General features: G+C 65.1%; 15 protein-coding genes. 6 read left to right on the forward strand and 9 right to left on the reverse strand.

The window, feature by feature from the left end:
• Window positions 1-44 precede the first annotated feature (44 nt).
• The gene (locus HU230_RS36645) at window positions 45-569 is read left to right on the forward strand and encodes a DUF2867 domain-containing protein (RefSeq protein WP_176534026.1); all 525 of its coding nucleotides are present in this window, start codon (window positions 45-47) and stop codon (window positions 567-569) included.
• A gap of 56 nt (window positions 570-625) precedes the next feature.
• On the opposite strand, the gene HU230_RS36650 is transcribed toward HU230_RS36645, so the two are convergent.
• The 4 genes from HU230_RS36650 to lepA form a co-directional block, all read right to left on the reverse strand.
• Window positions 626-1798, reverse strand: a complete 1173-nt coding sequence (locus tag HU230_RS36650; RefSeq protein ID WP_176534025.1) for an acyl-CoA dehydrogenase family protein — start codon at window positions 1796-1798, stop codon at window positions 626-628.
• A gap of 147 nt (window positions 1799-1945) precedes the next feature.
• Window positions 1946-3172, reverse strand: a complete 1227-nt coding sequence (locus tag HU230_RS36655; RefSeq protein WP_176534024.1) for an MFS transporter — start codon at window positions 3170-3172, stop codon at window positions 1946-1948.
• 152 nt (window positions 3173-3324) lie between these two features.
• Window positions 3325-3660, reverse strand: coding sequence for a hypothetical protein (locus HU230_RS36660; RefSeq protein WP_176534023.1), 336 nt, complete (start codon window positions 3658-3660; stop codon window positions 3325-3327).
• A 201-nt stretch (window positions 3661-3861) separates the two neighbouring features.
• Window positions 3862-5673 carry a translation elongation factor 4 gene (lepA, locus tag HU230_RS36665; protein ID WP_176534022.1) on the reverse strand — a complete coding sequence of 604 codons (1812 nt, stop codon included), beginning with the start codon at window positions 5671-5673 and terminating at the stop codon, window positions 3862-3864.
• Between the two features lie 162 nt (window positions 5674-5835).
• Between lepA and HU230_RS36670 the strand changes: the two genes are divergently transcribed.
• The 3 genes from HU230_RS36670 to HU230_RS36680 all read left to right on the forward strand — a co-directional run bounded on the left by HU230_RS36670 (window position 5836) and on the right by HU230_RS36680 (window position 9750).
• A complete protein-coding gene (locus HU230_RS36670; RefSeq protein ID WP_176534021.1) occupies window positions 5836-7194 on the forward strand; it encodes a YARHG domain-containing protein in 1359 nt (452 codons plus the stop codon).
• Window positions 7195-7962, forward strand: coding sequence for a M15 family metallopeptidase (locus HU230_RS36675; protein WP_176534020.1), 768 nt, complete (start codon window positions 7195-7197; stop codon window positions 7960-7962).
• A gap of 174 nt (window positions 7963-8136) precedes the next feature.
• Entirely contained in the window at window positions 8137-9750 is a 1614-nt protein-coding gene (locus HU230_RS36680) for a glycosyltransferase family 39 protein (RefSeq protein ID WP_176534019.1), read from the forward strand.
• A gap of 154 nt (window positions 9751-9904) precedes the next feature.
• On the opposite strand, the gene HU230_RS36685 is transcribed toward HU230_RS36680, so the two are convergent.
• The 5 genes from HU230_RS36685 to HU230_RS36705 form a co-directional block, all read right to left on the reverse strand.
• A complete protein-coding gene (locus HU230_RS36685; protein WP_173639261.1) occupies window positions 9905-10231 on the reverse strand; it encodes an HPr family phosphocarrier protein in 327 nt (108 codons plus the stop codon).
• Window positions 10228-10629 (reverse strand): PTS sugar transporter subunit IIA, encoded by a 402-nt coding sequence (locus HU230_RS36690; protein WP_021076632.1) that lies wholly within the window; start codon window positions 10627-10629, stop codon window positions 10228-10230. The genes HU230_RS36685 and HU230_RS36690 overlap by 4 nt, the downstream gene beginning before the upstream one ends.
• Window positions 10630-10843: 214 nt before the next feature.
• Window positions 10844-11284, reverse strand: coding sequence for an HPr kinase/phosphorylase (locus tag HU230_RS36695; RefSeq protein WP_176534018.1), 441 nt, complete (start codon window positions 11282-11284; stop codon window positions 10844-10846).
• Window positions 11281-13089, reverse strand: coding sequence for a sensor histidine kinase (locus HU230_RS36700; RefSeq protein WP_176534017.1), 1809 nt, complete (start codon window positions 13087-13089; stop codon window positions 11281-11283). Before HU230_RS36700 ends, HU230_RS36695 begins: the two co-directional genes overlap by 4 nt.
• Before the next feature lie 110 nt (window positions 13090-13199).
• Entirely contained in the window at window positions 13200-13901 is a 702-nt protein-coding gene (locus HU230_RS36705) for a response regulator transcription factor (protein WP_016843287.1), read from the reverse strand.
• A gap of 239 nt (window positions 13902-14140) precedes the next feature.
• On the opposite strand from HU230_RS36705, the gene HU230_RS36710 reads away from it, so the two are divergent.
• A complete protein-coding gene (locus HU230_RS36710; protein ID WP_176534016.1) occupies window positions 14141-14875 on the forward strand; it encodes a HugZ family pyridoxamine 5'-phosphate oxidase in 735 nt (244 codons plus the stop codon).
• Between the two features lie 386 nt (window positions 14876-15261).
• Window positions 15262-15579, forward strand: a complete 318-nt coding sequence (locus tag HU230_RS36715; protein ID WP_234633844.1) for a hypothetical protein — start codon at window positions 15262-15264, stop codon at window positions 15577-15579.
• Window positions 15580-15628: the final 49 nt, after the last annotated feature.

The raw sequence follows: 15628 nt of genomic DNA on the forward strand, positions 1-15628 counted from the left end.
GAGAATAGCTTTTCCTATTGCCCCCTCGCATAGGTGACATCGTCATGAGCATGGGTTTAGACCGCAAACCGCGGGTACGCCGGACGACGCCGCCGTCGGAAAGTGTCGTTGCGAGCTGGTACGAGAACGCCAGTTTACTCGATAGCTACAGCATCGACTTGAGTGCATCGGAACAGCCGAGCATGCGCGAGCTGGCGACGCGGACACTCGTCAATCCACCCGCGTGGCAGAAGACGTTGATCGCGCTGCGCGACGCCATGGTTACGCCCTTTGGCATCAAAACCTCCGATACCGTCAGGACGTACCCCGACAGCCATGAACGGGTGGACTTCTTCCCGGTGCACTGGGAGGGCAAGGACGAAATTGTGCTCGGTACGGATGACCGGCACCTGGACTTCCGGCTATCGCTGCTCCGACGCCATTCTCCAACAGGCACGTTGCTCATCGCGACAACCGTTGTGCATACCCACAATGCCCTGGGCTTCACCTATCTCAACGCGATCAGGCCTTTTCATCACCTCGTGGTCAGGGCCAACCTGGCACGCTGTGCACAAACACAACTGCAGTAGAGCTGCATGGCGGATTCATGAGTACACGCCCCGGTTCAATCTGACGTCGTCGCGCTTTAGCGCGTCGTCGGGGGCACGGAGAGATTGCCCGACAGGATCGCCTTGCCGGCGTCCTCATACTGGGTGTCGCGGGCCTGGATCTGCTGCGCGATCGCATGCATGTCACGAAACCGCCGCTCGAACGGATTCTTCGCAAACACCGCCGTTGCCCCCGACATGTGATAGGCGATGTCGACCACGGCGGCCGACTGGTGGATGGTCCAGGTCGAGGCGATGCGGATCGCGATGCGATGTGCCTCGCTGATCGGATCGCCGCGGGCGAGATCGCTCCAGACGTCGTGGGCGGTCGCATACAGATAGGCGCGCGCGGCGCGCAGGCTCGCCTCGGTGCGGCCGATCTGGCCCTGCACGGCGTTGTTGTCGCGCATCGCTTTGAGGCCTTGCGGGGTCTTAGCGCGGGCAAGCTCGGTTGCCGCATCCAGCATGGCGCGCGCCACGCCGAGCGCGGTGGCGGCAAAGCCCATGCTGAACACCATGTTGGTGGAGAGCGTGTAGAGCGGCCCCGGCTCGCGGCACGCGGCCGGGTCGTCGCGCAACGCGGCGAACTTTTCCGGAATGAAGAGGTTGTCGACCGAATAGGAATCGGTGCCGGTGCCCTTCAGGCCGATCACGTCCCAGACGTCGTACATCACAGCCTGCGACACCGGAAACAGGATGGTGCGGATTTCCGGCGAGCCGTCGGCCTTCTTGCGTGGCGAGCCGTCGGCCTCGACGACGCGGACATGGGCGCCGAGCCAGCTTGCCTGCCGCGAGCCGGAGGCGAAATCCCAGCGCGCACTGGCGCGGTAGCCGCCGGGCTCGGCGCGCACCTCATGGGCGATCGCGCCCCAGGCCAGGATGCCGGGCGCGGTGTTGAATATCTCCTGGGCCGCGTCGGGCTCGAGATAGGCCGCGGTCATGGCGCAGACGCTGCACTGGCCGAGGCACCAGGCGGTCGATGCATCGGCCTTGGCGATCTCCTCCTGCATCTGCATGAACGCGTCCAGCGTCGCCTCGGCGCCGCCGAAGCGCTTCGGCAGCAGCGCGCGATACAGCCCGTTCTCGACCAGGGCCGCGGTGACGGAAGGCGTCAGCCGCCGCGTCCGTTCGATCTCGTCGGCTTCGCTCATGATCAGCGGCGCCAGCGCGCGCGCCCGCTCGACAAGGTCTACTGCCTGCGGCTTGTTCATGCGTGTCCTCGGCGCCCCTTCTGACGTTCTTGTTGGGCGGGGCGGGCGATGGTGGCCCATCCGGCAGGAGAGGGCAAGGCGGGGCGGCGCCGACGCAGATCAGCTATCCATCGCGGTCGCGCGCGCGATCGACGCATGCATCCGCGCTCAGGCGGCGGCGCGGCCGAGATCGAGCGACGGCTGGCGCTTGGTCGAGAAACTCAGCGCCACCGCGACCGCGGCAAGGCCGATCGCAAAGGAACCGGCGTGCAGCCACGTGTAGCCATGGAACGTGTCGAACACGTAACCGCCGGCCCACGGCCCGAGCGCCATGCCGAGGCTCGCAAAGGCCGACACGGCGCCGAACACCGTGCCCATGATGCGCGCGCCGAAGAACTCGCGCACCAGCACGGCATAGAGCGGCATCACGCCGCCATAGGCGAGCCCGAACACCACCGACAGCGCGTAGAACTCGCCGAGCTGCGCCACCGCAAGATAAGTCGCGATCGACAGCGCCTGCACCAAGAGGCCGCCGACCAAAACCGGCTTGGCGCCGAGCCGGTCGGCCAGCACCCCGAGCAGCAGGCGTCCGCCGAGCCCGGAGAAGCCGGCGAGGCTGTAGACCGTGACCGCGGTGAGCGGCGCGATGCCGCACACCATGGCGTAGGACACCATGTGGAAGATCGGGCCCGAATGCGCCGCGCAGCACGCGAAATGGGCCAACGCCAGCGTGATGAATTGCGGCGTGCGCAGCGCCTGCGCTACGGTCCATTCCGCTTGCGGCGCATTGCCAGCCGTAGGGATCGCGACGGTCGTTCCCTGCGGTGCCGGGCGTACCAGGAACGCTGCGGGGATCAGCAGCGCCCATGCGGCGATGCCGATGACGAGCATCGCGAAGCGCCAGTCATAGGCCGTGATCAGCCAGCTGGCGGATGGTGCGACCGTCAGCGGCGATACACCCATGCCGGCCGACACCAGCGCGACGGCGAGGCTGCGATGCTTGTCGATCCAGGCGCTCGCAAGCGCCATCATCGGCGCATAGAAGCTCCCGGCGGCGATCCCGATCAGCACGCCGAAGCAGAGCTGGAATTGCCACAGGCTCTGCGCCTGGCTTGCCGTCACGAGGCCAAGCCCGAGCAGCAGGCTGCCCGCCAGCACCACGATTCGGGTGCCGAAGCGGTCGGACAGCGTGCCCCAGGCGAACGCTGCAAAACCCATGCAGAGGAAATCCAGCGTCGCGGCGGCCGATACGCCGGCGCGCGACCAGCCCATCGCATCCGAGATCGGCTGCAGGAACACCGCGAGCGACAGCATGGTGCCGAAGCCGACGCAGGTCATCAGCGCGCCCGCGCCGACGACGACCCAGCCATAGTCGAACCGAGCGTCCTTGCTCATGCGTTTCCCCGGCGCTGTTGTTTGTTGTGGTGCGCGCAGGGAGGATGGTGGCCTATCCGAGGTCCAGGGGCAATATGACGGGCAACATGCCTCTTATTCCGGGATCAAGCGGATTGTGCGTTGCATGCGCAAGACGTCGCAGCGACGCGCGGCTAGCCGCAGTTCCAGGCGCGTCCGATCGGTGTCCAGCTCCAGCACGGGCCGTAGCTGCCGCCATTGTAGCGCCCGCCGCCGTGGAATCCGGGGCGGCCGAAATAGTGCCAATCCCCGCCATAGTAATATTCCGGCGAAAAGTCCGGGTAGCCGCGGGCGGCGCCGCGTGGGCCGAGCACCGGAATGGTTTCGTTGGGCGGCTGCCGGTAGCCGGGCAGGAAGCCATAGCCGTGCCAGCGGCTAGAGCCGTGCCGCTTCTTCGAGGAGGCGGCCGAGCTCAGGTCAGGCTGCAGCAGGGCGAGGATGACGATCGAAAGGGACAGGATGCGCAACATGATGGGAGCTTAGTCGGCGCGCTGCGCCGTGGCGATTCAAATCATGGTGCGTTTTGTTGCCGGGACAAGAATGGGCAACAAGCGCGCCTGCGACAGCGTGTCAGCTATCGGGCTACTTTGCATGGGGTTGTTTTCGAGATTTTCGACTAGGACCGGGCCGGCGCGCCTGTCGTCAAGCTGGCGACAGTCCGTGTCGTCGACTCAGCTGTCTACCTTAAGCGCGGCGATGAAGGCTTCCTGCGGGATGTCGACCTTGCCGAACTGCCGCATCTTCTTCTTGCCTTCCTTCTGCTTCTCCAGAAGCTTGCGCTTGCGCGTGATGTCGCCGCCGTAGCACTTCGCGGTGACGTCCTTGCGCAGCGCGCGGACGGTTTCGCGCGCGATCACCTTGCCGCCGATCGCCGCTTGGATCGGAATCTGGAACATGTGCGGCGGGATCAGCTCCTTCATCTTCTCGACCATGGCGCGGCCGCGGCCCTCGGCGCGGGTCCGATGCACCAGCATCGACAGCGCGTCGACCGGCTCGGCATTGACCAGAATCTGCATCTTGACCAGGTCGGCCGGCTTGTAGTCGGTCAGATGATAGTCGAACGAGGCATAGCCTTTGGAGACCGACTTCAGGCGATCGTAGAAATCGAACACCACCTCGTTGAGCGGCAGGTCGTATTTCACCATCGCGCGGGAGCCGACATAGGTCAGCTCCTTCTGCGCGCCGCGGCGGTCCTGGCACAGCTTCAGCACGCTGCCGAGATATTCGTCGGGCGTGAGGATGGTGGCCTCGATCCACGGCTCCTCGATCTCGGCGATCTTGACCACGTCGGGCATGTCGACCGGGTTGTGGATTTCGAGCTCGGTGCCGTCGGTCAGCTTCATCTTGTAGATCACGCTCGGCGCGGTCGCGATCAGGTTGAGGTCGAACTCGCGCGACAGCCGCTCCTGGATGATCTCCAGATGCAACAGCCCGAGGAAGCCGCAGCGGAAGCCGAAGCCGAGTGCGGCGGAGGTTTCCATCTCGAAGGAGAAGCTGGCGTCGTTCAGCCTGAGCTTGCCCATCGCCGCGCGCAGCGTCTCGAAATCGTCGGCATCGACCGGGAACAGGCCGCAGAACACGACCGGGATCGCCGGCTTGAAGCCCGGCAGCATTTCGGTGACCGGCTTCCTGTCGTCGGTGATGGTGTCGCCCACTCTCGTATCGGCGACTTCCTTGATCGCCGCGGTGATGAAGCCGATCTCGCCGGGGCCGAGCTCCTCGACCTGCTGCATCTTTGGCGTGAAGAAGCCGACGCGCTCGATGTCATAGGCCGCGCCGGTGCCCATCATGCGGATGCGGCTGCCCTTCTTCATCACGCCGTCGACGACGCGGATCAGGACGACCACGCCGAGATAGACGTCGTACCAGCTGTCGACCAGCAGCGCCTTCAAGGTCGCGTCGCGGTCGCCCTTCGGCGGCGGCAGGCGGGTGACGACCGCCTCCAGCACGTCGGGCACGCCGAGGCCGGTCTTGGCCGAGATCATCACGGCGTCGGAGGCATCGATGCCGATCACGTCCTCGATCTGCTGCTTGACCTTCTCGGGCTCGGCCGCCGGCAGGTCGACCTTGTTCAGGACCGGCACGATCTCGTGACCAGCGTCGAGCGCATGGTACACGTTGGCGAGCGTCTGCGCCTCGACGCCCTGGCTGGCGTCGACCACGAGCAGGGAACCCTCGCAGGCGGCCAGCGACCGCGAGACCTCGTAGGCGAAGTCGACATGGCCGGGCGTGTCCATCAAATTGAAGATGTAATCCTTGCCGTCCTTGGCGCGGTAGTTCAGCCGGACGGTTTGCGCCTTGATGGTGATGCCGCGCTCGCGCTCGATATCCATCGAATCGAGCACCTGCTCCTTGCCCGCCATTTCGCGATCCGACAGGCCGCCCGTCATCTGGATCAGGCGGTCGGCAAGGGTCGATTTGCCATGGTCGATATGGGCGACGATGGAGAAGTTGCGGATGTTCGAAATCGGGGCAGTTGTCATGGGGCGCGGGATAGCATCCGCACCCCCGCGCGGGCAACCATATTGCGGTATTTTGCAGGGATGTGACGGCGAATCACGGCCGTGTTTCAGTCAGATTCGCCATGATCGATTTTAGGGCACGTTTCTGCTAGGTGTTTCGGCCCCAAAACCGTGGACCTGACGATGCGCTGGACCCTTCTCGCCGCCGGATTGCTCGCCGTGTTGTTCGCAGCGCCCGCAGCCGCCGACAAGCGTGTCGCGCTGGTGGTCGGCAATTCGACCTATCAGAACGTGTCGCGGCTGCAGAATCCGAAGGACGATGCGCAGCTCGTGGCCGACACGCTGCAGCGGCTCGGCTTTGCACTGGTCGGCGGACAGGCCCAGGTCGATCTGGACAAGGTCGGTTTCGATGCCGCGATCCAGCGCTTCGGCAGCCAGCTGATGGGCGCGGACGTCGCGCTGTTCTATTACGCCGGCCACGGCATCCAGGTGCGCGGAACGAATTATCTGGTGCCGGTCTCGGCGAACCCTGTGCGCGAGGCCGATGTCGATTTCCAGATGGTCGATGTCGGCCTGGTGCTACGGCAGATGGAAGGCGCCGGCACGCGGCTCAACATCGTCATCCTGGACGCCTGCCGGAACAATCCGTTCGGCGGGCGCGGCTTGCGCGCCGCCGACGGCGGCCTTGCCCAGATCCGCGCGCCGGAGGGCACGCTGTTGTCCTACGCGACCCAGCCGGGCAACGTCGCGCTCGACGGCGATGACGGCCACAGCCCCTACACACGCGCTCTCGTCGACACCATGCAGAAGCCCGGGCTCGACGTGCTGCAGGCGTTCAATCAGGTCGGCCTCGTCGTCAAACGCGCGACCGGCAGCGCGCAGCAGCCCTGGGTCTCGACCTCGCCGATCGACGGCTCGTTCTATTTCGCCGGCAACGCGCCGGCTCAGGTTGCGACCGCCGATCCGCCGGCGACGGTGATCCCGCCGCAGCAAAATCTGCCGCCATCGGCGCCGCCGGTGGTGCGCACGCAATCGGATTTCATCATTGCGGATTCCGACAGCCGCCTGCTGTCGGAGAGCGATCTCAGGGTGCTCAGCAAGGACGATCTGCGGATCGCGCGCAATGAAATCTTCGCGCGGCGCGGGCGCTACTTCAACGCGCCCGACCTGACCGCGCGATTCAGCAGGTTCGCGTGGTACGTGCCCCGCTCATGGGATCCGCCGCTCAACGCGATCGAGAGCGCGAATGTCGCTCTGATCGATCGCTTCGAATCCGGTGGCGGCGCTGCGCCGAGCGGTTTCATCTTCCCGGATTCCGACCGGCGTCTGCTGACCCCGGCCGATCTGCGGCGGCTGTCGCGGGACGAGTTGCGGATCGCACGCAACGAGATCTTCGCCCGCAGGGGACGCTATTTCGATTCCGCCGATCTCAAGGCGTATTTTTCGCGCTTTCCCTGGTATGCGCCGAACAGCTGGAATCCGAAGCTGAACGCGATCGAGGAGGCCAATGTCGCGCTGATCGATCAGGCTGGAAAGCACTGAATGGCCGCGCGCGGCACGGCCTGCATTGTTGCTTTGCTGGCGCTGCTGCCGCCGTTTGCGCACGCCCAGAGCAAAAGCGAGCTGCTTGACCGCCTGGTGCGCGCCTATCCCGATGCGCTGTCCGGCCATGACGACACCGCGATCACCTGGCGCGACGGCACGGTGATGCCGGTCGATGACGGCGTCTCCGGCAAGCCGTTCGATCAGATGCTGCGCAATGCCTCGATCTTCGACCAGATGCGGCAGCCTTATCCGTCCGGGCCATCGGCGCCACCGGCCCCGAACGTCGATCCCGGCCGCTTCCGCAACGAGGCCTTCTTCAAGAAGATGTATGGCGATTGCAACACGGCGGAGGTCAGGCGGAACCTGGTGACCATCACCTGGCTGCCGCGGTCCTGGGCCAAGCCGGTTCAGGTCACGCGGGTCAACGGCGTCGCCGAGCGCCTCAAGCAGGTCTCCGCCGAGATCGACGCGCTCGATCCGGCGCTGCGCGCCGCGGCCTTTCCGATCGCGGGTGTGCTATCTTGTCGCGCCGTCGCCGATACCGGGCGGATGAGCATGCATGGCTATGCGGCCGCGATCGACCTCAACCTGAAGGTCTCGGATTACTGGCTGTGGGCGGGCAAGGGCAAAACCATCCCCTACAAGAACCGGATGCCGCGCGAGATCGTCGACATTTTCGAGCGCCATGGCTTCATCTGGGGCGGCAAGTGGTATCACTACGATACCATGCATTTCGAGTACCGGCCGGAGCTTCTCGAAAAATGAACCGGCCGGCTGGAGGCGTTCTCACGCCAAGCTGATTACACTGGCCACAAAAACGCGCTAAAGCGCGATGAAATGCTGGTGAGCACTCACTCATCGCCCCTTCCGCTTCCATTCGGCATGATCCTTCCGGGAAACCGCTTTCCACGTTTCCGGGTCACGCCTCAGGCACAGGCCATGTCGACCGCCACCACCCTCCCTGCCGCAAGGCGCACGACCCGCAGACTGACGATCCGGCGGATCGCCGCCTGGATTGCCTCGCGCGCCACCGATCCCAAGACCAGCCTGTGGCTGGTGATCGGCTTCGCATTGGTTCACGCGGTGCTGTGGACGCTGATCCTGGTCAAGCTCAAGGCTGCGCAGGACGTCCATATGGATGTCGCGGAGGCCTATGCCTGGGGCCAGCGCTTCCTGCTCGGCTATGGCAAGCATCCGCCGCTGTCGGGCTGGATTGCAGGGGTCTGGTTCAGGATCTTCCCCGTCACCAACTGGTCGACCTACGCGCTCGCGATGGCAACCGTCAGCTTCGCGCTGGTGGTGTGCTGGCTGATCGCGCTGCGCGTCGTCGATCGCCGCCGTGCGTTCTTCATGGTGGTGATGCTCGCGCTCTACCCGATCTTCAATTTCAAGGGTTTCAAATACAACGCCGACCTCGCGCAGCTGGTGCCGTTGCCGCTGTTGGTGCTGGCCTATCTGAACGCGTTCGAGAAGCGCAGCTTCAAATCGGGGCTCTGGCTCGGCTTTGCCGGCATGCTGGCGCTGATGACCAAGTACTGGGTGGTGACGATGATCGGCGCCGTCGGCCTTGCCGCGCTGATCCATCCGCAGCGGATGCAATTCCTGCGCTCGCCGGCGCCGTGGGTTGCGATCGGCACCATGATCGTGACGATGATCCCGCATCTGGTGTGGCTGGAGGAGGTGAACTTCGTGCCGTTCACCTATGCCGGCGACGTCTACGCGCTGTCGAGCCGTGAGCTCAACGTCCAGCTCGTGATCGGCTACATCGTGCACAATCTCGGTCTGCTCGCGATTCCGACCGTACTGGGCCTTGTGGCGCTGCTGCTGGGGTCGGTGCCATGGCGGCCGTCGGACGTGCTGGCGCGGATCTGGTCGCGCGGACCCAATCCGGCCGTCAATCTTCCGCAGGCGCTCAACATCTGGATCATCCAGCTGATCGTCGCGATCGGGCCGCCGCTCGGCGCGCTGGCGTTCACCGTCTACATCAAGACCGATTGGGGCATCCCTCTGTTCTTCCTGGTGCCGCTTGCGCTGGTTGCGATCCCCTCGCTGCGTTTCCCGCGCATGGCGCTGTTCTCGATCACGGCGGTGTGGTTCGTGGCCACGATCGTCACGCTGATCGCCGCGCCCAGCATCGCCACGCAGGAAATCGCCTCCAACCGTGTCGGCGGCTCGACCTACGCCGCGCGCTCTGAATTGGCGCGCGAGCTCACCCAGACCTGGCAGGACAGATTCCATTCGCGCTGGGCGGTGGTGGTCGCACGCTCCGACATCGGCGAGCCGATGACGTTCTACAGTCCGGATCATCCGGCCTCGCTCGTGCCGGGCGAAGCGTGGTCGTCGGGGCTGACGTCGCTCGACGAAGCCAAGCGTCTCGGCTTCATCGGCGTCTGCGACACCACCGATCCGGTGTTCCTGCAGCCATGCGAGGCATGGATGGCGGAGCATGCCAAGGATGCCGAGCCGCTGGTGATGAACACCATGCGCTTCTTCAACGGCCATCCCGGCCCGTCGACGGTGTGGAAGGTCTATCTGGTGCCGCCAGCGGAGTAGCGCCGCCTCAAAGGCCGCGAATTAGCCATCTCGTCATTGCGAGGAGCGATAGCGACGAAGCAATCCATCCCTGTACTTGCCGCGCGATGGATTGCTTCGCTTCGCTCGCAATGACGGGACGGATAGATCACGGCCGCTCAGGGAGAGGCAGCACTTACGTGCCTTCTTCGTTGAACTTGCTGGCGACGAGCTCGGCGATCGCGTCGAGTGCCTGCTGCGCCTCGTCGCCTTTCGCGGAGACCACGACCGTGGTGCCGGGCCCTGCGGCCAGCATCATCAAGCCCATGATCGAGGTGCCGCCGACAGTCTCGCCGCCGCGCGTCACCCAGATCTCGGCGTTGAAGCGCTCGACCAGCTGGACGAACTTGGCCGACGCCCGCGCATGCAGGCCGCGCTTGTTGACGATCAGGAGTTCGCGCGAAATGGCGCCCGCTGGCACGCCCGGGCCGACATGGTTTTCGCCCGGGGCCTCGCCGCTCATTTGCCTGCGAGAACGCGGCTGGCGATGGTGACGTATTTGCGGCCGGCTTCCTGCGCCATCGCGATCGCGTCGGGCAGCGAGCGCTCCTCGCGAACCTTGGCAAGCTTGACCAGCATGGGAAGATTGATGCCCGCGAGCACTTCCACCTTCGGGCGGCTCATGCAGGAGATCGCGAGGTTCGACGGCGTGCCGCCGAACATGTCGGTGAGGATCGCAACACCGTCGCCGCTATCGACGCGATTCACCGCCTCGATGATGTCGCTTCGACAGAGATCGGAATCGTCCTCGGCCCCGATCGTAATTGCTTCAATTTGTTTCTGCGGACCCATGACGTGTTCGAGCGCGGCTCTGAACTCGTCAGCAAGGCGCCCATGGGTCACCAGCACTAGACCAATCATCGGAAACTCCTCGCGGGCGCCCTTTGGTGCACCGCACGAACGCGCCACTTTGACCATCCAGAGGCCCTGCGCAAGAGGGCATCTTGGCTAGTCTCCCGGTTCCTGGCGGTAGAGAGGGGAGGCTGCGCCGGCAAAATCCGACGCGATAGTGGATGTGATATGGTTACCAATTCCCTTCCCACAATTGTCCGCAAGATTACGGGAGGATGAACTTTCAGGTTGTTGTCAGCGCAGCGACAACCAGCGGCAGGGGTTGGAAGCCGGCCGGCACAGGAATTCGCGGTATTGAAACACCATTAAGGCGGATCTTGAGCGCCTCGGGCGGCGGCAGCCGCTCGGCATCGTCGGCGGCAAGGTCGACGATCAGGCCGACCACGGCCTCACCTGCGAACGGACAATGGCGGATTCCGAGGCCTCGGATCTCGATCAGACCGGCCAATTGCTGTGCCGGGCGAACCCACAATTGTTCGCCGGCTGTGTCGAGATGGACACGGTCATCCCCCACTAAAATGGCCGGCGGAAGCGCTCCGGTGCGCCCGGCGAGAATCAGGTCGAAGGCCAGGCGCGACTTGCCGGCGCCCGACGGACCGCGGATCAGCACCGCACGCTCGCCGACCAGAACGGCGGATGCGTGCACGCTTGAATTGTCGCTCATAGGGTCGGCAGCCTGACCACGAAACGGGCGCCGGCGACCGTGGGCTTGCCGTCTTCGTCCGCAGGGCCCAGACGGTTCTCGGCCCAGATGCGGCCGCCATGCGCCTCGATGATCTGCTTGGAGATCGAGAGCCCGAGGCCGGAGTTCTGGCCAAAGCCCTGGTGCGGCCGGTCGGTGTAGAAGCGCTCGAAGATCCGCTCCAGCGCGTCCTCGCCGATGCCGGGCCCGTCATCGTCGACCACGATCTCGACCTCGCCGCGGGTGCGGCGGCAGATGATGCGCACCTTGTCGCCCGGCTTGGAGAACGATTGCGCGTTCGACAGCAGGTTCGAGATCACCTGGCCGAGCCGGGAATCATGGCCGGGCACCGAGAACGTGTCGGTCGGTCCGCGGCCTTCGAAGCGGGCTTCGACGGCGACGTCGTGGCCGAGCCGTGTCTCGTTGGCGACGCTCGTCAACGTGGTCAGCAGCCGGCGCAGATCGACGGGTGCCATATCCTGGCGCTGCAATTCGGCGTCGAGCCGGCTCGCGTCGGAGATGTCGGAGATCAGGCGATCGAGCCGCTTGACGTCGTGCTCGATCACGGCGAGCAGCCGCGCGCGGCTGTTCTCGTTGCGCGCCAAGGGCAGCGTCTCGACTGCGGAGCGCAGCGAGGTCAGCGGATTCTTCAGCTCATGGGCGACATCGGCGGCGAACATCTCGATCGCCTCGATGCGGCTGTAGAGCGCGTTGGTCATGTCGCGCAGCGCGCCCGAGAGATGCCCGATCTCGTCGCGGCGTCCGGTGAAGTCGGGAATCTCGACGCGGGTCTGGATGCGGTGACGAACGCGCTCGGCGCCGTCGGCGAGCCGCCGCACCGGGCCGGCGATCGTACTCGCCAGCAGCAGCGACAGCATGATCATGACTGCGGAGGCGACCCCGCCGATCTTGAGGATGGCGAGGCGCTCGGACATCACCAGCTGGTCGATGTCGTCGCCCTGCGTGGTCAGCATCAATGCGCCGCGCACGGCGCGGAAATGCTGCACCGGAACGGCAACCGAGACGATGATCGCGCCGCGATCGGTGACGCGCACCGCGCTGCCCTTCATGCCCTCGAGCGATTGCGCGACCTCGGAATAGCCCTTGCCGCCTTCGGGGCCGAGCTCGCGGTAGATCGGCAGGTCGCCGCGGTTGAGCCAGGTCTTGATCGTGGCCTTGGTCTTCTCGTACAGCGACGTCTTCTCCGACGGCGGCGGCAGCTCCATGCGAAGCACGTCGCCGCGCGCGAACAGGTTGCGGCTGTCGAGGATCAGGCCGCCGTCGCGGTCGAAGATGCGGGCCCGCGTCTTGGTCGGCGCGATCAGGCGGCGCAGGGTCGGCGCGACGCGCTCGGGGTTGATCGGGAAATCCGCCGATTCATCCGGCTGGCCGAAGCTCTCGCCGGGCTTGAGGTCGAGCAGCCGATCGGGATCGATGGTGACGGTGTTGCCTTCGACGGTCGCAGACGCCGCGATCGCCTCCGAGATGATCTCGGCATAGACCAAGAGGCTCTGCGTGCGCGCCTCGATCAGGCCGGCGCGGAATTGCGAGAGATAGAGGATGCTGGCGACCAGCGCGACGAGGCCGGCCAGATTGAGCGAGACGATGCGGCGCGTCAGGCTCGAGAACGACAGCGCGAAGAAGAACTGACCGGCGCGGCGCACCCAGCCGAGCGGGCGGCGCCAGCCTTTGTCCCGCGCCAAATCGTCGGCCACGGCCTCTTGATCGAGGAGCTGTGACGCGTCCTCGGTGTTCAGTCCCTGCTCGAGCTGCGTTCGATCAAGCACTGGCAAAGCTGCCGGTTGGTATGGATGTCGTCCCGCGAAGCAGACAGTCGCCCGAGCTTACCCCAGCCGTGCGGAGCCTGTCAGTTAACAAGCCGCCCGGGAAGCGCAGATCAGGCTTCCTTGAAGCGATAGCCGACGCCGTACAGCGTCTCGATCATCTCGAAATCGTCGTCGACCACCTTGAACTTCTTGCGCAGCCGCTTGATGTGGCTGTCGATGGTGCGGTCGTCGACATAGACCTGGTCGTCATAGGCCGCGTCCATCAGCGCGTTGCGGCTCTTCACGACGCCGGGGCGGGTGGCGAGCGCCTGCAGGATCAGGAATTCAGTCACGGTGAGCGTCACCGGCTCGTTCTTCCAGGTGCAGGTGTGGCGCTCCGGATCCATCCGCAGCAGGCCGCGGTCGAGCGCGCGGGCATCCGGCTCCTTCGGTGCGGCGGTCGGATCCTTCGGCTGGCCGCGGCGGAGCACGGCCTTGACGCGTTCCACCAGCAGGCGCTGGGAGAACGGCTTGCGGATAAAATCGTCGGCGCCCATCTTCAGGCCGAACAATTCGTCGATCTCTTCATCCTTCGAGGTGAGGAAGATCACCGGCAGGTCGGACTTCTGGCGCAGCCGGCGCAGCGTTTCCATGCCGTCCATGCGCGGCATCTTGATATCGAGGATCGCAAGATCCGGCGGTGACGTGCGAAACCCATCCAGCGCCGACGCACCGTCCGTGTAGGTCATGATGCGATAGCCTTCGGCTTCGAGCGCGATCGAGACCGACGTGAGAATGTTGCGGTCGTCGTCGACCAAGGCGATTGTGGGCATGAGCTGCTTTCACAATGAGAGTGGCTTAGACGGCGGGCACTCTGGCGACTCGCCGTAGAATATGGGCTTCGAACGCGGTCAACGAGCAATGCAAGCTGGGCTGAAGTGTGACCGAGTTCCGCAAAAAACGCTCTGCGACCCACGCGTTGAACCCCATATAGCACCCTGAGACCGTGAGAAAAGGCTCTTTTTTCAACGGGAACCGGCTCGATTCGCCTCCAAAATGACCCGATAGGCCCATGCAACCGACCGCCGACTTCGACCCCGCCCACCTTGCCCGCTCCCTGCTCCGCCGCAGCCGACAGGGCGCGCTCGCCACGCTGATGACCGGTTCCGGCGATCCCTATTGCTCACTGGTCAATCTGGCCAGCCACCCCGACGGCTCGCCGATCCTGCTGATTTCCCGGCTGGCGCTGCACACCAGGAATATCCTGGCCGACAACCGCGTGTCGCTGATGCTGGACGAGCGCGCCGAGGGGGATCCACTGGAGGGGGCCCGGATCATGCTGGCCGGCCGGGCGGAGGAGGTCGCGGAGGCTGAGCAGGATCTCGTCCGCCGGCGCTACCTTGGCGCTCATCCGTCAGCGGAAGCCTTTGTACAATTTAAGGATTTCTCGTTTTTCGTGATCCGGCCGAGCGGCGCCCATCTGGTGGCCGGGTTCGGCCGGATCGTCGACCTCAAGCCTGCGCAGTTTCTGACCGACCTCGGCGGCGCCGAAGCGCTGCTGGAGGCCGAGCCGGGCGCGGTGGCGCGTATGAACGAAGATCACCGCGAGGCCATGAACCTCTACGCCACGCGGCTGCTGGCTGCGGAAAGTGCCGACTGGCTGTGCACCGGCTGCGACCCCGACGGCATGGACATGCAGGCCGGCCGTGACACGCTGCGGCTCGATTTCCCCGAGCGGGTCAGCAACGGCACCGAGCTGCGCAAGATGTTGGTGCGGCTCGCCGGCGAGGCGCGCGCCAAGGAATAGAGGGGAGGGATAGGGAGACGACCTGTCGGCATCGAACGGCGGTGCTGTGCGCGACGAGGCATGGTGTCGCACGGTGCGGCTCCGCGCGCGTTGGCCGAGGCCGGGCGCAGCGTCTCTGACAGCGCGATCATTTCGTGCCGGCGCTGATATCATCGCCAATGGGCGCGATGCGGGTTGCGAGAATTTCCGGCGTTGCTGCTCCGGAGAATCGCTCGGATCGCGAGCTTCAACCGCTGACGTGCACGTGCAACGCGGTGATTGCGTTACCATCGATCGCTACGGTCGGTGATCGTGTTGCCGCCGAACGCAGCCCGCGTTGCGGAACATTCGCTGCTGCCGGGCATTGCAGTCATCCAGCTTCGACGACGGGTGTTGAGCTCAATCGCATGCAGCTCGATGCCGACCCAGTGGAGCAATCCGCGTGCAACACGATCGTGGACGACATGCCTGGCACTGCAGCGCGGCTTCAACTCGCGGCGGTCCTTCGCAACGACACATCCTCAGCGCGAAACGCATACCCGGCATTCTCCGTGCCTGCCGCGTTGCTCGGCGCGGATACACGCCAGTCGCTGGCACTCTTTGTGCATTGCAACGCCTTGCTCGCAGCGGGAAAGGCGACGAAACGTCGCCCGATCGCCGCGAAAACAACGAGAAAGCGAAAGCAAAGCGAAAGCGTTTCGCGCTGCGGTATTTGCGCCCGATGATGTGCCCGCCTTGGAATAAACCAAAAGCCATTCGACTGGCTTGGCAAGC

It is taken from the genome of Bradyrhizobium quebecense, assembly GCF_013373795.3.
Lineage (GTDB): Bacteria > Pseudomonadota > Alphaproteobacteria > Rhizobiales > Xanthobacteraceae > Bradyrhizobium > Bradyrhizobium quebecense.

What these genes read in the sequence shown, in the direction of transcription:
- HU230_RS36660 (WP_176534023.1), bottom strand. Translation starts at nt 3,660, where the DNA reads ATGTTGCGCATCCTGTCCCTTTCGATCGTCATCCTCGCCCTGCTGCAG.
- HU230_RS36710 (WP_176534016.1), top strand. Translation starts at nt 14,141, where the DNA reads ATGCAACCGACCGCCGACTTCGACCCCGCCCACCTTGCCCGCTCCCTG.
- HU230_RS36695 (WP_176534018.1), bottom strand. Translation starts at nt 11,284, where the DNA reads ATGAGCGACAATTCAAGCGTGCACGCATCCGCCGTTCTGGTCGGCGAG.
- HU230_RS36650 (WP_176534025.1), bottom strand. Translation starts at nt 1,798, where the DNA reads ATGAACAAGCCGCAGGCAGTAGACCTTGTCGAGCGGGCGCGCGCGCTG.
- HU230_RS36690 (WP_021076632.1), bottom strand. Translation starts at nt 10,629, where the DNA reads ATGATTGGTCTAGTGCTGGTGACCCATGGGCGCCTTGCTGACGAGTTC.
- HU230_RS36680 (WP_176534019.1), top strand. Translation starts at nt 8,137, where the DNA reads ATGTCGACCGCCACCACCCTCCCTGCCGCAAGGCGCACGACCCGCAGA.
- lepA (WP_176534022.1), bottom strand. Translation starts at nt 5,673, where the DNA reads ATGACAACTGCCCCGATTTCGAACATCCGCAACTTCTCCATCGTCGCC.
- HU230_RS36655 (WP_176534024.1), bottom strand. Translation starts at nt 3,172, where the DNA reads ATGAGCAAGGACGCTCGGTTCGACTATGGCTGGGTCGTCGTCGGCGCG.
- HU230_RS36705 (WP_016843287.1), bottom strand. Translation starts at nt 13,901, where the DNA reads ATGCCCACAATCGCCTTGGTCGACGACGACCGCAACATTCTCACGTCG.
- HU230_RS36675 (WP_176534020.1), top strand. Translation starts at nt 7,195, where the DNA reads ATGGCCGCGCGCGGCACGGCCTGCATTGTTGCTTTGCTGGCGCTGCTG.
- HU230_RS36715 (WP_234633844.1), top strand. Translation starts at nt 15,262, where the DNA reads ATGCAGCTCGATGCCGACCCAGTGGAGCAATCCGCGTGCAACACGATC.
- HU230_RS36645 (WP_176534026.1), top strand. Translation starts at nt 45, where the DNA reads ATGAGCATGGGTTTAGACCGCAAACCGCGGGTACGCCGGACGACGCCG.
- HU230_RS36685 (WP_173639261.1), bottom strand. Translation starts at nt 10,231, where the DNA reads ATGAGCGGCGAGGCCCCGGGCGAAAACCATGTCGGCCCGGGCGTGCCA.
- HU230_RS36670 (WP_176534021.1), top strand. Translation starts at nt 5,836, where the DNA reads ATGCGCTGGACCCTTCTCGCCGCCGGATTGCTCGCCGTGTTGTTCGCA.